Genomic DNA, 14,856 nt, shown 5'->3' with positions numbered 1-14,856 from the left:
AAATAAAAATTCACTTTAGAACTAAATTTTCATCAAAAAGGAAACATAAAAAAGCATTTTTTACCATGAAATCCTATAAAAACAAGCTTTCCCCTTATTTTTTAATAATTTGAAATTTAATTGACATCTTTCTCATTATCCTCCAAAAAAGTATCAATATTTTTCAGGTTTGGGTCAACAACAATTCGATTTGGATTCCCTGAAACCGTCATTTTACCTTTTACCCGATTGTTTTTTAACTGAAACGTCTGAATTGACAATTTTCCGTTTTCGTCATAAATTCCAATATCAATTGTAGCATCATTTGGAATCAGTTTGCGATTACCTTTTTCACCTTCACTAAATTTAAAACTGCTGATATCAAAAGTAACTTCGTATTTTTTATTTGAAATTTTTCGGCTGCTAACGGATTCAATTTTGGAAGAATAAGTAATTATTTGCTTGAACATTTCATCAATTTTAGGATGCAATTCAATTGGAGAAATTTTATAAATTTCAGCTATTAAATCACGAGTATCAGCAGGTTTATCTGGAAAAGAATAATGCTCACTCAAGTTTTTCAATGCTTTATTCAAATTGGTTTCGCCAATAAGCCATCGTAACTGATGCATAATTATCATTCCTTTATCGTACTGCAGATGTGGCGTATCATAGGTTATTTTATACAAAGGCATTTCCAAATCAAAACTTCTGCTGCTTAAATACAAATCCAAATGTACTTTAATGGTTTCCAGAGCACGTTCGCGTCCATGACGTTTTTCATAAAGCATAAGTTCGGTATACTGTGCCAAAGTTTCAGTTAAAATAACGCCGCCTTCTCTTACTTCAGGACTAAGTTTGTCATTTCCCCACCATTGATGCGATAATTCATGACCTGCTAATTGATTGATAATATCTTCTTTATCACCACGGCTGATGTCACTGTTAAAGCCCATATTTTCTTTCATGTAAATTGTTCCTGGATAAGCTGTAGCTGCAAAACCACTCACAAAAGCAGATATTTCGGCATATCTGATTATTTTATGCGGGTATTTTCCAAAATTTTCCTGACAATAATCCAGCGAGCTTTTAGTTGACCGAATAATTTCATCTACATTCCTGTCATGGCGTTTATCATAGTATATTTCTATTGGGATTCCTTTGTAAATTTCTCTTTTTACTTCGTATTTAGCAGAAGAAAAAGCAAATCGAAATGGCATTTTTCTATCGGCTTTATAATGAAAATAATTACGATTATTGGATTTCCATTGCTTTACTAAATTACCGGAACCCACGGCAATCTGATCTCCAGAAGTGGAAACTATCGCCTCAAAATCAATAAAATTATACGGAACAACAGTAGAATCTTCCAGCTTTTTAAGTGGCGTTATCGGCTTCATTTTCCTCTTAGTCCTTTCATTTTTATCATCAAGTTCGTTATCGCTCTGATACCCGAATTTCGGATAATAACGGCTAATTCTCATAAAAGAACCATTGTCAATAATAGAATTAAAAGAGGTGTGCCCCTTAAATGGCGACCAGAAAGAAGTAAATGAAAAGTCAATTGTTAATTGCTCATTGGGCTGCAGTCTTTTGTTTAATTTATACCAATAATGTCCAAAATCGGAATCATCCTGAATCATTTTTGAATTTGGAATGGAAACGGAGGTCAATGTAGTGTTTCCATCTATGTATAAAAGCAAGCTGTCAATAGCTTCTTTGGAATTATTAACTAATATATATGTTCCTTTTACCTGATAACTATTCGTTTCAGGAAACAAATCAACATCCGTTTTAAGCGAAGTAATTGCAGGTTGTGAAAAATTTTCGAATTTTCGATATTTTACTTCGTATTGCTGGCTCCAGTTTTGCTGATCTTCCTTAATTACATACGGGCATCTGACGTTGGTTTCGTAAAAAATATAGCTTCCAAAACTCATAAAAAACAATCCTCCAAAAATCAAAATTCCTTTTTGCACAAAACTTACTTTAGGGAATTTAATGATTGTTTTTAATGAAATTTTGTTGTTTTTAGGAAAATTTCCGCTTAAAAAGAGTAAAATCAATGTGATTCCAAAACTATAAAGCATTTTAACATGGAAAGAAAAAGCATATTTCCCGAAACCATTCATGTCAAAATATTCCCTGCTTAAAGTTTCGGCAAAACGAAATAGCGGATAATTAATCCCGACCATTTTTCCAACAGAAGTACTTAGTAAAAGTGTGATTACAGTTGCCAAAACCAAACCTACGTAACGATTCCTAATTAAGGTTTGTATCGAAAGAATCAACACGGCCACAAATGCTATCGGAAGCCCCATAAAATAGAATAACGACAGGTATAAACCCCATTCAATTGGTGCATTTCCTTTAATAATCTGAAAAGAAACACCAATCAGAATACTCATAATCAGTAATAAAAAGGGAACGATTACAAGTGAAATCAACTTCGAAATAAAAACAATACTTTGATTGTAAGGTGTGACATTTTCAAGCATTTCAAATCGTGTCGATTCGCTTCTCCAAAGAAGTTCATTGCTGTAAAAAAGCATAACCAGAATCATTACAAAGGATAACCTGTCCATTATTGTTGAAACCATCAATGCAGTATTGGTAATACTTTCAGCCATTCGAATGCCTCCGTTAATTTCATCTTTAATCTCAATAGTAAGCAATCCTCCCAATAAAATAACGATCAGTAAAAATGGAATTCCTTTAATAATCAGTGTACAGTCTATTTTAGTAAAGCTCTTTAAAACTTCGATATTATGCTTTAAAGTCTGAAATTCAATTTTTTGAAGTTGTGTAAATTTCGAAATAATTGGCATTGACTCCAAAGTCTTTTCTTTTTTTAATTTTTTAATTTTCATCTTTCGGAAAGAGAACATTCGGTACGAAAAAAATAAAATCCCTATCGAAATCAGAAAAAACAAAACACGATTGAATAAAAAATTGTCAATCAGCATAATATTATTAGTATTTCGTTCAAAAGCTGTCCAATACCTGCTTTGTTCAAAAAAAGCAGCCATTCCAAAAGGATCTAGTTTTGCCACAACAGACATAGATGCTGTCGAAGCGGGTGAAGCTCCAGCAAATACAGGTGAATTAGAAAATATAGAACCAATCGTGTAGAGTATAAAAATAAACAAACCTCCTACGTAAATGATTAATTTACTTCTTGTTAACCATGCTAAACCAGCTAAAACCGATGTACAAAAGAAAATATTTGGCAAAGCAAAAGTTACAATTGGTATAACATAATTGAAAAACGAAAATGGAGCCATTTCATCTTTTTGCAGCATCAGATGTCCAATCATTATTCCTAAAGCAAACATTACAAAAGAAAAAGCACTAACAAAAAACAGCATCAGAAACCGACTTCCTAAATAATTCCATTTTGAAACAGGAGTCGCATAAACAATCGAGTCAAATTTCGTTTCACTTTCACGTAAAAAAGATTGTGCAACAAATAGCGTAGTTGAAAAAACAGTATTCATAGAAAACAGCCCAATAAAATAAGTAATCATAAAGGGAGAATTCTTATAAATCCCCGGAAAACCTCCATTTATAAAACCTCCAACTGAAATTCCAAAACACAGATAAACCAAAAATGAGGCATAAAACAACAAACTTCTTGTGTGATAATGCCATTCGAATTGTAATAACTTTCTAAACATGGCTTATTTCTTTATGTTGATTTTGAAATAAAACAGTAAAATAAACATCTGCTAAATTCGGTGAAACCGAAATAAAATCAATAGATGGCTGTGTTTCAGAATACACTCGGATATTCATTTTCCCAGCTGATAACTGTGAGGAAATCAAATTTGTTTTTAGCTTATAGTTTTCCAATGCTGATTTTTCAATGGTTTTTGTCCAAATTTTGCCATTCAAAACAGCAATCGATTCATCAGGTTTAGATTCTAAAATCATTTTTCCATCGGAAATTATTGCCATATTGGTACATAAATCACGAACATCGTCTACAATATGTGTCGATAAAAGCACGATAATATTCTCTCCAATCTCACTTAGTAAATTATTAAACCGATTGCGTTCTTCCGGGTCTAAACCAGCTGTAGGTTCATCTACAATAATGATTTTTGGATTCCCTAAAAGTGCTTGAGCAATACCAAAACGCTGACGCATTCCACCCGAAAAAGTATAAACAGCCTTGTTTTTATGCTCCAGCAAATTAGTTTGCTGCAACAAACTTAAAATTTGTTCATGGCGGTCTTTTATATTAACAATTCCTTTCAAAATAGCTAAATGCTCTAATAATCTATAGGCTGAAATTTTTGGATAAACTCCGAATTCCTGTGGCAAATACCCCAAATGTTGTCGAATGTAATTGGGGTTTTCAAGGATGTCAATTCCGTTAAATTTGATACTGCCGCTATCCGGTTGCTGTAAACCGGCGATAGTCCTCATTAAAGATGATTTTCCTGCTCCGTTCGGACCTAAAAGGCCAAACATTCCATTGGAGATTTCAAGCGAAATGTCGTCAATTGCCTGTACTCCATTCGGGTATCTCTTAGAGAGATTTGTGATTGTTAATGTGTTCATTTTTTGATGATTTTTTTCCGCTGCGCTCCAAACAGTTCGGCTGCGCCTCGGGTTTGATGATGATTATTGATTAAAAAAAGACAAAAAAAGTCCTGTCGACTCCAAATTGGCGCCGATAATTACCTGCTATTTAAATGAATTTACTCGCTGACGTATTCCAGAATATCTCCCGGCTGACAATCTAAGGCCTTACAGATTGCTTCGAGAGATTCAAACCGTATCCCTTTGGCTTTTCCCGTTTTTAAGATGGATAAATTGGCTGGAGTTATATCTAAAATTTCTGCCAATTCTTTCGACTGCATCTTTCTCTTAGCGAGCATTACATCTATGTTTACTATAATTGGCATACTTTATATATATAAATCTTGTTCGTCCTGAAGTCCAACTCCTTCTCTGAAAATAGCCCATAAAAAATAAGTAAAAACTCCTATAATTCCATGCGCTATAATCATGGCAAAAAAAGGCATATCCTCAATAGAAAACACGCTCAAAAAACTAAATAATAAAGGAGAAATAAGCAAATTGATCACACAAAAAACTTTTAAGCTTCGAATTCCCTGCTTGGTAAACAAAGGTTTTTGTTTGAAAGTACTAAAAACACTACCTAACATCCAAAAAAACAATCCGTAAAAGCCGATGATTAAAACCATTTCCGTCACGTAATTGAATGAATAATCACTTCCCAATAAAAACTTTTTATCAGTAAATGGATAGTAAATCTCAAACCGATTTTTTTCTAAAAGTTGAAATGTTGGCAACTTAAAAACTACCGAAACAAGCAAATGAAAAGCAGTTAATAAATACCCAATGGCCAATATTCGAGCCAGGTAAAACAAAATAGTTGATATGATTCTTACTAATTTCATGATTTATTTTAATTATTTAACAAAGCAAATATAATAATTAATTATCGTAAAACAATAATTTATAGCTATATTTTAATAAATAATCCCAAAAAGCATTTTTGATGTCAAAATTTAATTTTAAAAAATAGTTGCATTTTAAAAAATCATTTCTATACATTTGCAACATACAATTGAAACAATGAACACATTTTTAAATACTAATTGGTGGTGGAGTAACTTACGTCGAACGTCGTGAGCAAAACCTGCTATATGAATATTTAAAAACCATATATAAAAGGCTTGTCAATCACGACAAGCCTTTTTTTATTCCCAAAATTGAACAAATCACAACATGGAAACATATAAATTACATACCCACTTCAAACAAATCCTTGCCGACACCATTACTCCGGTGAGTATTTACTTGAAAATTAGAGACAAATTCCCCAACAGTCTTTTGCTGGAAAGCAGTGATTACCACGCTAATGACAATAGTTTTTCCTATATCTGCTGTAATCCGATAGCAAGCATAAAAATTGAAAACGAGATTATTTCGAAAACATTTCCTGACGGAACTTCTGAACAATCCAACATCGAAAACGGCAAAGATGTCCTCTCAAATATCCAAGAGTTTGCATCTCAATTTGAATCGGATACAAATCAATTCAAATTCATCAACAACGGATTATTCGGTTTTATAAGCTATGATGCTGTTCGCTATTTTGAAAAAATCGACATCCAAAAGAAAAGCGGCGACTTGCAGATTCCCGATATTTTCTATGCAGTTTACCAAAACATCATCGCTATCAATCATTTTAAAAACGAAGCATATATTTTCTGCCATAGCACTGAAAATCAAAACAATATTCCTGAAATAGAGCAATTAATTCAATCCAGAAACTTTGCTTCTTACACTTTTTCGAAAGAAGGGAATTCAATTTCTAACTTAACTGATGATGATTTTAAAAACAATGTGACTTTAGCCAAAAAGCATTGTTTCAGAGGTGATGTTTTTCAATTGGTTTTCTCCCGAAGATTTACCCAAGGGTTCAAAGGTGACGAATTCAATGTATACCGTGCTTTACGAAGTATCAATCCTTCTCCTTATCTGTTCTTTTTCGATTATGGAAATTTTAAAATCATGGGATCTTCTCCTGAAGCTCAGTTAATCGTTTCCAATCGAAAAGCAGAAATCCATCCTATTGCCGGAACTTTCAAACGAACTGGAAGCGACGAACAGGACGCTATTTTAGCCAAACAATTATCGGAAGACACAAAAGAAAACAGCGAACACGTAATGTTAGTCGATTTGGCCCGAAACGATTTAAGCAGAAACGGACATCATGTCGCTGTAGAAAAATACCGTGAAATACAGTTTTTCTCTCATGTGATTCATCTGGTTTCCAAAGTAACAGGTCAATTGCACGAAAAAGCCACTACAATGCAGGTCGTTGCAGCTACTTTCCCGGCTGGAACATTATCCGGAGCACCAAAACACAAAGCATTACAGCTCATTGAACGCATTGAAAACACAAATCGAGCTTTTTATGGTGGTGCTATTGGTTTTATGGATTTTGATGGTAACTTTAATCACGCCATTATGATCCGTACTTTTTTAAGTAAAAACCATCAGTTGCATTATCAGGCAGGAGCCGGAATCGTAGCAGATTCTAACGAGGAAAGCGAAATGCAGGAAGTATATAATAAATTAGGAGCGTTAAACAAGGCCTTGGATTTAGCCGAAACCATTTAAAAAAACGAAACAGATGAATATAGCAGTCATAGATAATTACGATAGTTTCACGTATAATTTAGTGCATTATCTCGAAGATTTAAATTGTAGCGTAACTGTTTTTCGAAACGACGAATTTGATATTGATGAACTCAAAAGATTCGATAGCATTCTTCTTTCGCCAGGTCCCGGAATTCCTGACGAGGCAGGATTATTGAAAGAGGTCATCAAAACGTATGCATCCACAAAAAAAATTCTCGGTGTTTGCCTTGGCCAGCAAGCTATCGGAGAGGTTTTTGGAGGAACTCTGACTAATCTGGACAAAGTATACCATGGAGTTGCCACAAAGGTTACTATTCTTGTTGATGATGAAATTCTTTTTGCTGGCTTAAACAAACAAATCGAAGTGGGCCGTTACCATTCCTGGGTGGTGAATCCTGATGATTTTCCCGAGGTTCTGGAAATCACTTCTGTCGATGAAAACGGACAAATCATGTCTCTCAGACACAAAACCTACAATGTCAGAGGCGTGCAGTACCATCCGGAAAGTGTGCTGACACCTAATGGGAAGCAAATTCTCAAAAACTGGCTAAACAGCTAATTAACAGAATCATATATTGAAAATCAGGTTCAGTTTTAAGTAAAAAAACTTAAAGCTCAGCCCAACTTATACCTAAAAATCATGAAATCGCCACTAACAATGAGTTTGTTGTAAACAATTGAAAAACATCGAACACCAATAAAGATGGAATATTGTGAGATAAACACCAATAAATATAAGGCGATACCATATGTGACCATAAAAAAATAAAACATACATATATGAAAACAATACTAAACAGACTTATCCAACACGAGACATTGTCTTCCGCCGAAGCGAAAAATGTGCTCGTCAATATCTCTAACGGATTGTATAATCCAAGTCAGATTGCCAGTTTCTTAACCGTGTACATGATGCGAAGCATTACCATTGAAGAACTTTCCGGATTCCGAGAAGCTTTGCTGGAACTTTGCATTGCCATTGATTTATCCGCTTATAATACTATCGATTTATGCGGTACAGGCGGTGATGGGAAAGATACTTTCAACATTTCAACCTTAGCTTCTTTTGTTACTGCCGGTGCCGGAATTCAAGTGGCAAAACACGGAAATTACGGTGTTTCTTCTATTTCCGGTTCCAGTAACGTAATGGAAACTTTGGGAATCAAATTCAGTAATGATGAGGATTTCCTAAAAAAATGTATGGATCAGGCCGGAATTTGCGTGCTTCATGCCCCTTTATTTCATCCAGCTATGAAAAATGTGGCACCCATCCGAAAAGAGCTCGCCGTAAAAACATTTTTTAATATGTTAGGTCCAATGGTCAATCCTTCATTTCCTAAAAATCAGCTGGTTGGTGTTTTCAGCCTGGAACTGGCCCGAATGTATGCGTATTTGTACCAAAATACCGATACGAATTTTACCATTTTACACAGTCTTGACGGCTATGATGAAATTTCACTCACAGGAAACACCAAAACCATTTCCAATGCCATGGAAGGAATGCTCAAACCGGAAGATTTTGGTGTAAATCTTTTACAGCAAACCGACATTCTGGGTGGAACAACTATTGAGGAATCCGCCGCTATTTTTATGAATATTCTTTCCGGAAAAGGAACCGAAGCCCAAAATAATGTAGTCTGTGCCAATGCTGGAATGGCTATCGCTAACGTTAAAAAAGGATCTCCTATAGATGGATTTGCTTTGGCCAAAGAAAGCCTGCTCAGCGGAAAAGCATTGGAAAAATTAAAAATAATGCAGCAATTAAGCCACTAGCCATGAACATACTCGACACAATAATTACAGATAAAAAACGAGAAGTTGAACTAAAAAAATCAATCATCCCTGTTTCCCAATTGGAAAATACAGCGCTTTTTGGAAACAGAACAATCTCCTTAAGCAAGCTTTTAAGAAATGGCAATTCGGGAATAATCGCCGAACACAAACGCCGTTCTCCTTCAAAAGCGGTTATCAATCAAGGTTTTACCGTGGAAGAAGTTGTAAAAGGATACGAAAGCGCGGGTGTCTGCGGAATTTCAGTACTAACTGACAGTAAATATTTCGGTGGTTCGCTCGACGATTTGCTCCTCGCGAGGGCTTCGGTAAACGTACCGTTACTCAGAAAGGAATTTATCGTTGACGAATATCAGATTTTGGAAGCAAAAGCACATGGTGCCGATGTTATTTTACTGATTGCTGCCGTACTGACCCGCTCTGAAATCAAACAACTTTCCGAGTTTGCACAATCGCTGGCACTCGAAGTATTGCTGGAAGTACACAGCAAAGAGGAACTGGACAAATCGATATTGACAAGTTTAGATATGATTGGCGTTAACAACCGTAATCTCAAAACTTTTGAAGTCAGTCTGGATTTTAGCAAGGAACTGGCCGAACACATTCCTGCCCAATTTGTGAAGGTTTCTGAAAGTGGCATCAGCACAACCAAAGCCATCAAGGAATTGAAACCTTACGGCTATCAGGGTTTCCTAATTGGTGAAAACTTTATGAAAACCGAAAACGCTGGAGCTTCTGCCAAAGAATTTATAAATGCTTTAAACTTCAAATCATGAAACTGAAAATCTGCGGAATGAAATACTCCGACAATATTGTGGAAGCAGCAAAATTACAACCTGATTTTATGGGTTTCATTTTCTATGATAAATCCGCACGTCTTTTTGATTCCGAAATCCCTGTATTTGATGAAGGTATTCAAAAAGTAGGCGTTTTTGTCAATGCTTCTTTAGATCAGATTTTAAATAAAATCAAACAATACGATTTGCAGTTAGTGCAATTACACGGAGAGGAAACACCTGAATTTTGCGATCTTCTGAAACATATTAATGTACAGATTATCAAAGTATTTTCTGTCGACAACCACTTTAATTTTAACGAAATACTGCCTTTCGAAAACGTTTGTGATTATTTTTTGTTTGATACCAAAGGAAAACTGCATGGAGGAAACGGGTTCTCTTTTGATTGGCAAATCTTAAAAAAATACCCTTCCAATAAACCTTTCTTCCTCAGTGGAGGCATTGGTTTGGAAGAAATCGAAAAAATAAAAAAAAGCAATTTACCAGTGTATGCTGTTGATGTAAACAGCAAATTCGAAATCGAACCGGGACTGAAAAACATTGAATTACTAAAAAATATCCAACTGTAAAATGAAATATAACGCAAACGAAAACGGATTTTATGGCGACTTCGGCGGGGCATTCATTCCTGAAATGCTGTACCCGAATGTGGAAGAATTACGCCAGAATTACCTCAATTATATGATGGAAGCTGAGTTTCAAAAAGAATTCCAGCAATTACTGACTGATTATGTGGGACGTCCTACTCCTCTTTACTTTGCCAAAAGATTGTCAGCAAAATACAATGCTAAAATCTACTTAAAAAGGGAGGATTTATGCCACACCGGCGCACATAAAATCAACAACACGATTGGGCAGGTTTTACTGGCTAAGAAATTGGGCAAAACGCGCATCATTGCGGAGACCGGAGCGGGACAGCATGGTGTCGCAACAGCTACTGTTTGTGCTTTAATGGGACTGCAATGCATCGTTTATATGGGTGAAATTGACATTCAAAGGCAGGCGCCAAATGTAGCTCGGATGAAAATGCTGGGTGCCGAAGTCCGTCCGGCTACTTCTGGCTCAAAAACATTGAAAGATGCTACTAATGAAGCCATCCGCGATTGGATTAACAATCCAATAGATACCTATTATATTATCGGTTCCGTCGTTGGGCCCCATCCGTATCCTGATATGGTGGCTCGCTTCCAAAGTGTCATTTCTGCCGAAATAAAACAACAGTTGCTCGAAAAAGAAGGTCGTGAAAACCCTGATTATGTAATTGCCTGTGTGGGTGGCGGAAGCAATGCTGCCGGGGCATTTTATCATTTTTTGGATAACCAAAGTGTCTGTTTAATTGCCGTTGAGGCTGCCGGAAAAGGAATAGATTCCGGAGAAAGTGCAGCAACTTCCGTTTTAGGAAAAATAGGGATTATTCACGGAAGTAAAACGCTTTTAATGCAATCGGAAGACGGACAGATTACCGAACCCTATTCTATTTCTGCCGGATTGGATTATCCAGGTGTCGGACCGCTTCATGCGCATTTATTTGAATCGAAAAGGGCTGAATTCATGTCTATTACCGATGATGAAGCCATGCAGGCCGGACTTCATTTATGCAATACTGAAGGGATCATTCCTGCCATCGAAAGTGCTCATGCGCTAGCTGTTTTAGAACAGAAGAAATTCAATGAGAATGACATTGTTGTACTCAATCTTTCGGGTCGGGGCGACAAGGATCTTACTACGTATATCGATTATTTTAACTAATACAACATATCCGTTATTTATTTAAAAAATAACTATATAAATTGAAAGTAATATTCAATTTTTTGAAAAAATAACTATATAAATTAAAAACAATATATAATACATTAAAAAAATAACTATATAAATTGAAAATAATATTCAATTTTTTGAAGAAATAACTATATAAATTAAAAAAATTATTAAATGCATTGAAAAAATAACTGTATTTTTTAATAACAATTAACAATTTATGTCATTATCAGTTATTCTTATTCCGCAACTTATAACACATACAAAATGAACCGTATACATCAAAAATTACAAGAGGAAAAAAAATTATTGTCGCTCTATTTTACAGCGGGATTCCCCAATCTTAACGATACTGTCTCTATTATTGAAGAACTTCAGGAAAACGGCATCGACATGATTGAAATCGGATTGCCTTTCAGCGATCCTTTGGCTGATGGACCTACAATTCAGGCTAGTTCGACCAAAGCTCTAGCCAACGGAATGACTACAAAACTGCTTTTCGAACAATTAAAAGACATCCGAAAAACGGTTCACATACCTTTATTAATCATGGGGTACTTTAATCCTATTATGCAATTTGGGATAGAAGCTTTTTGCAAAAAATGTGCAGAAATTGGTATCGACGGATTGATTATTCCCGATCTTCCGCCGGATATTTATGAAAAAGAATGCAAAGCTGTTTTTGAGCAATACCATCTTAAAAATGTCTTTTTAATTACACCACAAACTTCAAATGAACGCATTCTTGAAATTGATTCGATATCCAGCAGTTTCATTTATATGGTGTCTTCTGCAAGCGTGACCGGCAGTCAAAATGGTTTTGGCGAAGACCAGCAAAGTTATTTTGAACGTATCGCAGGCATGTCTTTAAAAAATCCTCAGATTGTCGGTTTTGGTATTATAGATAAAGACACTTTTAACCAGGCAACTCGATATGCAAAAGGAGCCATCATCGGAAGTGCTTTTATTAAAAACCTAACCGAAAACGGGTCTAAGGGAATCAAAAGCTTTATTAAAAAATTAACATAACTAACTCTATTTCAATAAACAACAAAACAATAAGAATTAGATAAGGATCATTTAAGCATTATTTATGGTGCTTTTCTTACACTTGTTTTTCTTTCTTTTGGCGTCAATTAATTAGTAACCAAACCAATAAAAAAGAATGAAAACAACTAAAAAAACAGGTTTTATCTTGTCAGCTATGGCATTAGGAATGCTATTTGCCTGCAACAAGGACGAATCAGCAGAAAATGCCGTTTCAGAGAAGGCTATCGCGCAGCCAACAGAACTAAACAAAGAATGCAGCTATGTTGATGCGTACTGGAGTTCAACTGCTTACCTGAACACCACTATTATCAACACAACGCAAACTAATTTTATCTATGCACAGAATACTAAAATAGCAAGTGTTTTTGGTCAGGCAGCAGTGCCTTTGAGCATCGTTCATGACAATAGCAATCCAAACTCTACCTACAACGCTATCTCCTATTCTTATCCTAAAAAGATTTATTTCGGTGAAGCTATTTACAAAGCAGCTTTGGCAAAAGGACAAATTGTACCGGCCATGATTTTAGCGCACGAATTCGGGCATCAATTGCAATATACTTACGGATTGCCTTCGGTTTCAGAAAGCACGGCAAGACCAAACGAATTGGAAGCTGACGGATTTGCAGGATACTATATGAGAAAGCCAAGCGGTTACAATGCCACATGGGCTGCCGCCGGGCCTGCCTTCGAATTTGCTTATGCCATTGGAGATTATTCTACTTCAAGCTCAGGACATCACGGAACGCCTCCACAAAGACGTTCAGCAACCCGTTTGGGCTGGTATTTGGGAGAATATAACTTAACTGCCAGATCCTTTGACAGCAACTTCTTCTACTATTATAATAATGTACTAAGCGGTTCTTACAGAGGCCCAAGACCTAGCACTGTAACTCCTGAAATGGATGCGTTCATTAACTCAAAAATGGAAGAACTTAGAAAGATCAATTCCGGAGAAATCGATGGTACCGAATTCGGAAAGCTGAACGATTAAGCACGTCATAACAGTATTAAAAAGGCTGCCTGTGTTAAGGGCAGCCTTTTTTTATGGAGTTACTTTCTCTAATTTCATTTCCAATGTATCTTTATAAAAAATCATTTTCCACTCCATTGACTTACCATTGAAATGATCAACCTGAACCGGTATAGTATCAGGTTCTTTAGGATTCTTCTCGTAAGAAATCATTTTTAAAGTATTCTTTTTATCGTCGTAATTGTATTTCATTAATATTGAAGTACTATCGACATACATACTCGGATTTGGACAATAATAGATTTTTCCTCTCTCTTCAAAATAAATGTTTTTCCATGCCAAACTATCCTTTTCCCATCCATTTTCAGCAATCAGATTTCCGTTGCGGGTCATAGCTGCTACTTTCCATTTTCCAAAATATTTTTTTGAAAGATGTACATCATAATTATAATAAATAACAAATAAGAAAGGAATTACAACACATAATACACGAGCAATTGAACGTGAAATAGCAGTACCGATAGAAGGTAACGTGCTTTTATATTGATTAAAGAAATGTATGATATTAACTTTTTGCTGCAGTAATAAATACAGTAATCCTAATGTAATTGAAATAGATGTAAACAATGTAATCAGCCCGATGCTATAAAAGACATTAATTAAAACTATATTCAGTATAACAGGTAAAAGTATGGCTACACCTACTAAAATAGTACGTTTGAACAATAGAAAAAAGCTTCCGATTATTTGGAATAATGCCAATAGTAAAGAAAGGTTATACGAAAATCCATAATATTTCCAAGTTAACTCCTGACCATTTAAAGCACTTGTTAATGAATCATTTATATGGTATGAATAATTAAAATTAACTTCAAATATTTTTTGAAATCCAAAATCAATCAGAAGAAAAGCAATCCAATAACGCAGCAAAGTTGTAAGCCAGGAAATATATTTTATCGAATTCGAAATGCCTTTTTTTTCTTTATGATGCCAGTACATGGAAAATCCGATGGAGAACAGGATAGCTAATACCAAAGCCAACAATCCGACAGGAACTACAATCTGGCTGAGTTTATTCGGTAAAAGAGGTAAGATGATAAAAAGGGCTGTATTTATAGCACCAACAATTGCTAAAAAACATAAAGATAATTTTGAAAACCATTTTAAATTAGTTTGCCTTTCGTTTGAATTCATACGTTTTATTTTAATTACTGTTTTTTAGTTTCTGTTAGTACCAAATTTTGATTTGTAAATATAGACACATATTATTAACATCTCCTTAGTTTTTTCGCCTCTACTCCTTTAATTTCTCATTTACTTTTAGAT

Annotated in this window: 13 protein-coding genes; 8 read left to right on the top strand and 5 right to left on the bottom strand. The window is 35.1% G+C overall.

Annotated elements, in window-relative coordinates; translation table 11 throughout:
- Positions 1-116: 116 nt before the first annotated feature.
- The 4 genes from ACRDEC_RS00910 to ACRDEC_RS00895 all read right to left on the bottom strand — a co-directional run bounded on the left by ACRDEC_RS00910 (position 117) and on the right by ACRDEC_RS00895 (position 5,411).
- Entirely contained in the window at positions 117-3,656 is a 3,540-nt protein-coding gene (locus ACRDEC_RS00910; RefSeq protein ID WP_431496452.1) for a M1 family aminopeptidase, read from the bottom strand.
- Positions 3,649-4,545, bottom strand: coding sequence for an ABC transporter ATP-binding protein (locus ACRDEC_RS00905; protein WP_431496451.1), 897 nt, complete (start codon positions 4,543-4,545; stop codon positions 3,649-3,651). The genes ACRDEC_RS00910 and ACRDEC_RS00905 overlap by 8 nt, the downstream gene beginning before the upstream one ends.
- A gap of 140 nt (positions 4,546-4,685) precedes the next feature.
- Entirely contained in the window at positions 4,686-4,892 is a 207-nt protein-coding gene (locus ACRDEC_RS00900) for a helix-turn-helix domain-containing protein (RefSeq protein ID WP_300570078.1), read from the bottom strand.
- Between the two features lie 3 nt (positions 4,893-4,895).
- Positions 4,896-5,411: a hypothetical protein gene (locus ACRDEC_RS00895; RefSeq protein ID WP_431496450.1), complete on the bottom strand. Its 516-nt coding sequence runs from the start codon at positions 5,409-5,411 to the stop codon at positions 4,896-4,898.
- 331 nt (positions 5,412-5,742) lie between these two features.
- Between ACRDEC_RS00895 and ACRDEC_RS00890 the strand changes: the two genes are divergently transcribed.
- The 8 genes from ACRDEC_RS00890 (at position 5,743) to ACRDEC_RS00855 (ending at position 13,551) form a co-directional block, all read left to right on the top strand.
- On the top strand, positions 5,743-7,143 hold the full coding sequence (locus ACRDEC_RS00890) for an anthranilate synthase component I family protein (protein WP_431496449.1): 1,401 nt from the start codon (positions 5,743-5,745) through the stop codon (positions 7,141-7,143).
- A gap of 13 nt (positions 7,144-7,156) precedes the next feature.
- The gene (locus ACRDEC_RS00885; protein WP_431496448.1) at positions 7,157-7,723 is read left to right on the top strand and encodes an anthranilate synthase component II; all 567 of its coding nucleotides are present in this window, start codon (positions 7,157-7,159) and stop codon (positions 7,721-7,723) included.
- 221 nt (positions 7,724-7,944) lie between these two features.
- On the top strand, positions 7,945-8,937 hold the full coding sequence (gene trpD, locus ACRDEC_RS00880; protein WP_431496447.1) for an anthranilate phosphoribosyltransferase: 993 nt from the start codon (positions 7,945-7,947) through the stop codon (positions 8,935-8,937).
- A gap of 2 nt (positions 8,938-8,939) precedes the next feature.
- The gene (gene trpC, locus ACRDEC_RS00875) at positions 8,940-9,731 is read left to right on the top strand and encodes an indole-3-glycerol phosphate synthase TrpC (protein WP_431496446.1); all 792 of its coding nucleotides are present in this window, start codon (positions 8,940-8,942) and stop codon (positions 9,729-9,731) included.
- Positions 9,728-10,321 (top strand): phosphoribosylanthranilate isomerase, encoded by a 594-nt coding sequence (locus tag ACRDEC_RS00870; protein WP_431496445.1) that lies wholly within the window; start codon positions 9,728-9,730, stop codon positions 10,319-10,321. Before trpC ends, ACRDEC_RS00870 begins: the two co-directional genes overlap by 4 nt.
- Position 10,322: 1 nt before the next feature.
- Positions 10,323-11,501, top strand: a complete 1,179-nt coding sequence (gene trpB / locus ACRDEC_RS00865) for a tryptophan synthase subunit beta (RefSeq protein WP_431496444.1) — start codon at positions 10,323-10,325, stop codon at positions 11,499-11,501.
- Between the two features lie 276 nt (positions 11,502-11,777).
- Positions 11,778-12,539 (top strand): tryptophan synthase subunit alpha, encoded by a 762-nt coding sequence (gene trpA / locus ACRDEC_RS00860; protein ID WP_431496443.1) that lies wholly within the window; start codon positions 11,778-11,780, stop codon positions 12,537-12,539.
- 136 nt (positions 12,540-12,675) lie between these two features.
- The gene (locus ACRDEC_RS00855) at positions 12,676-13,551 is read left to right on the top strand and encodes a metalloprotease (RefSeq protein ID WP_431496442.1); all 876 of its coding nucleotides are present in this window, start codon (positions 12,676-12,678) and stop codon (positions 13,549-13,551) included.
- A gap of 51 nt (positions 13,552-13,602) precedes the next feature.
- Here ACRDEC_RS00855 and ACRDEC_RS00850 read toward each other — a convergent pair whose 3' ends face one another.
- Positions 13,603-14,724, bottom strand: coding sequence for a hypothetical protein (locus tag ACRDEC_RS00850; RefSeq protein WP_431496441.1), 1,122 nt, complete (start codon positions 14,722-14,724; stop codon positions 13,603-13,605).
- Positions 14,725-14,856: the final 132 nt, after the last annotated feature.

Origin of the sequence: Flavobacterium sp. (assembly GCF_050696275.1) — a bacterium.
Classification (GTDB): Bacteria; Bacteroidota; Bacteroidia; order Flavobacteriales; family Flavobacteriaceae; genus Flavobacterium.
The sequence above is the reverse complement of the archived record's forward strand: the minus strand, read 5'-3'. Positions and strand labels throughout refer to the sequence as shown.

What these genes read in the sequence shown, in the direction of transcription:
- ACRDEC_RS00910 (WP_431496452.1), bottom strand. Translation starts at nt 3,656, where the DNA reads ATGTTTAGAAAGTTATTACAATTCGAATGGCATTATCACACAAGAAGT.
- ACRDEC_RS00905 (WP_431496451.1), bottom strand. Translation starts at nt 4,545, where the DNA reads ATGAACACATTAACAATCACAAATCTCTCTAAGAGATACCCGAATGGA.
- ACRDEC_RS00900 (WP_300570078.1), bottom strand. Translation starts at nt 4,892, where the DNA reads ATGCCAATTATAGTAAACATAGATGTAATGCTCGCTAAGAGAAAGATG.
- ACRDEC_RS00895 (WP_431496450.1), bottom strand. Translation starts at nt 5,411, where the DNA reads ATGAAATTAGTAAGAATCATATCAACTATTTTGTTTTACCTGGCTCGA.
- ACRDEC_RS00890 (WP_431496449.1), top strand. Translation starts at nt 5,743, where the DNA reads ATGGAAACATATAAATTACATACCCACTTCAAACAAATCCTTGCCGAC.
- ACRDEC_RS00885 (WP_431496448.1), top strand. Translation starts at nt 7,157, where the DNA reads ATGAATATAGCAGTCATAGATAATTACGATAGTTTCACGTATAATTTA.
- trpD (WP_431496447.1), top strand. Translation starts at nt 7,945, where the DNA reads ATGAAAACAATACTAAACAGACTTATCCAACACGAGACATTGTCTTCC.
- trpC (WP_431496446.1), top strand. Translation starts at nt 8,940, where the DNA reads ATGAACATACTCGACACAATAATTACAGATAAAAAACGAGAAGTTGAA.
- ACRDEC_RS00870 (WP_431496445.1), top strand. Translation starts at nt 9,728, where the DNA reads ATGAAACTGAAAATCTGCGGAATGAAATACTCCGACAATATTGTGGAA.
- trpB (WP_431496444.1), top strand. Translation starts at nt 10,323, where the DNA reads ATGAAATATAACGCAAACGAAAACGGATTTTATGGCGACTTCGGCGGG.
- trpA (WP_431496443.1), top strand. Translation starts at nt 11,778, where the DNA reads ATGAACCGTATACATCAAAAATTACAAGAGGAAAAAAAATTATTGTCG.
- ACRDEC_RS00855 (WP_431496442.1), top strand. Translation starts at nt 12,676, where the DNA reads ATGAAAACAACTAAAAAAACAGGTTTTATCTTGTCAGCTATGGCATTA.
- ACRDEC_RS00850 (WP_431496441.1), bottom strand. Translation starts at nt 14,724, where the DNA reads ATGAATTCAAACGAAAGGCAAACTAATTTAAAATGGTTTTCAAAATTA.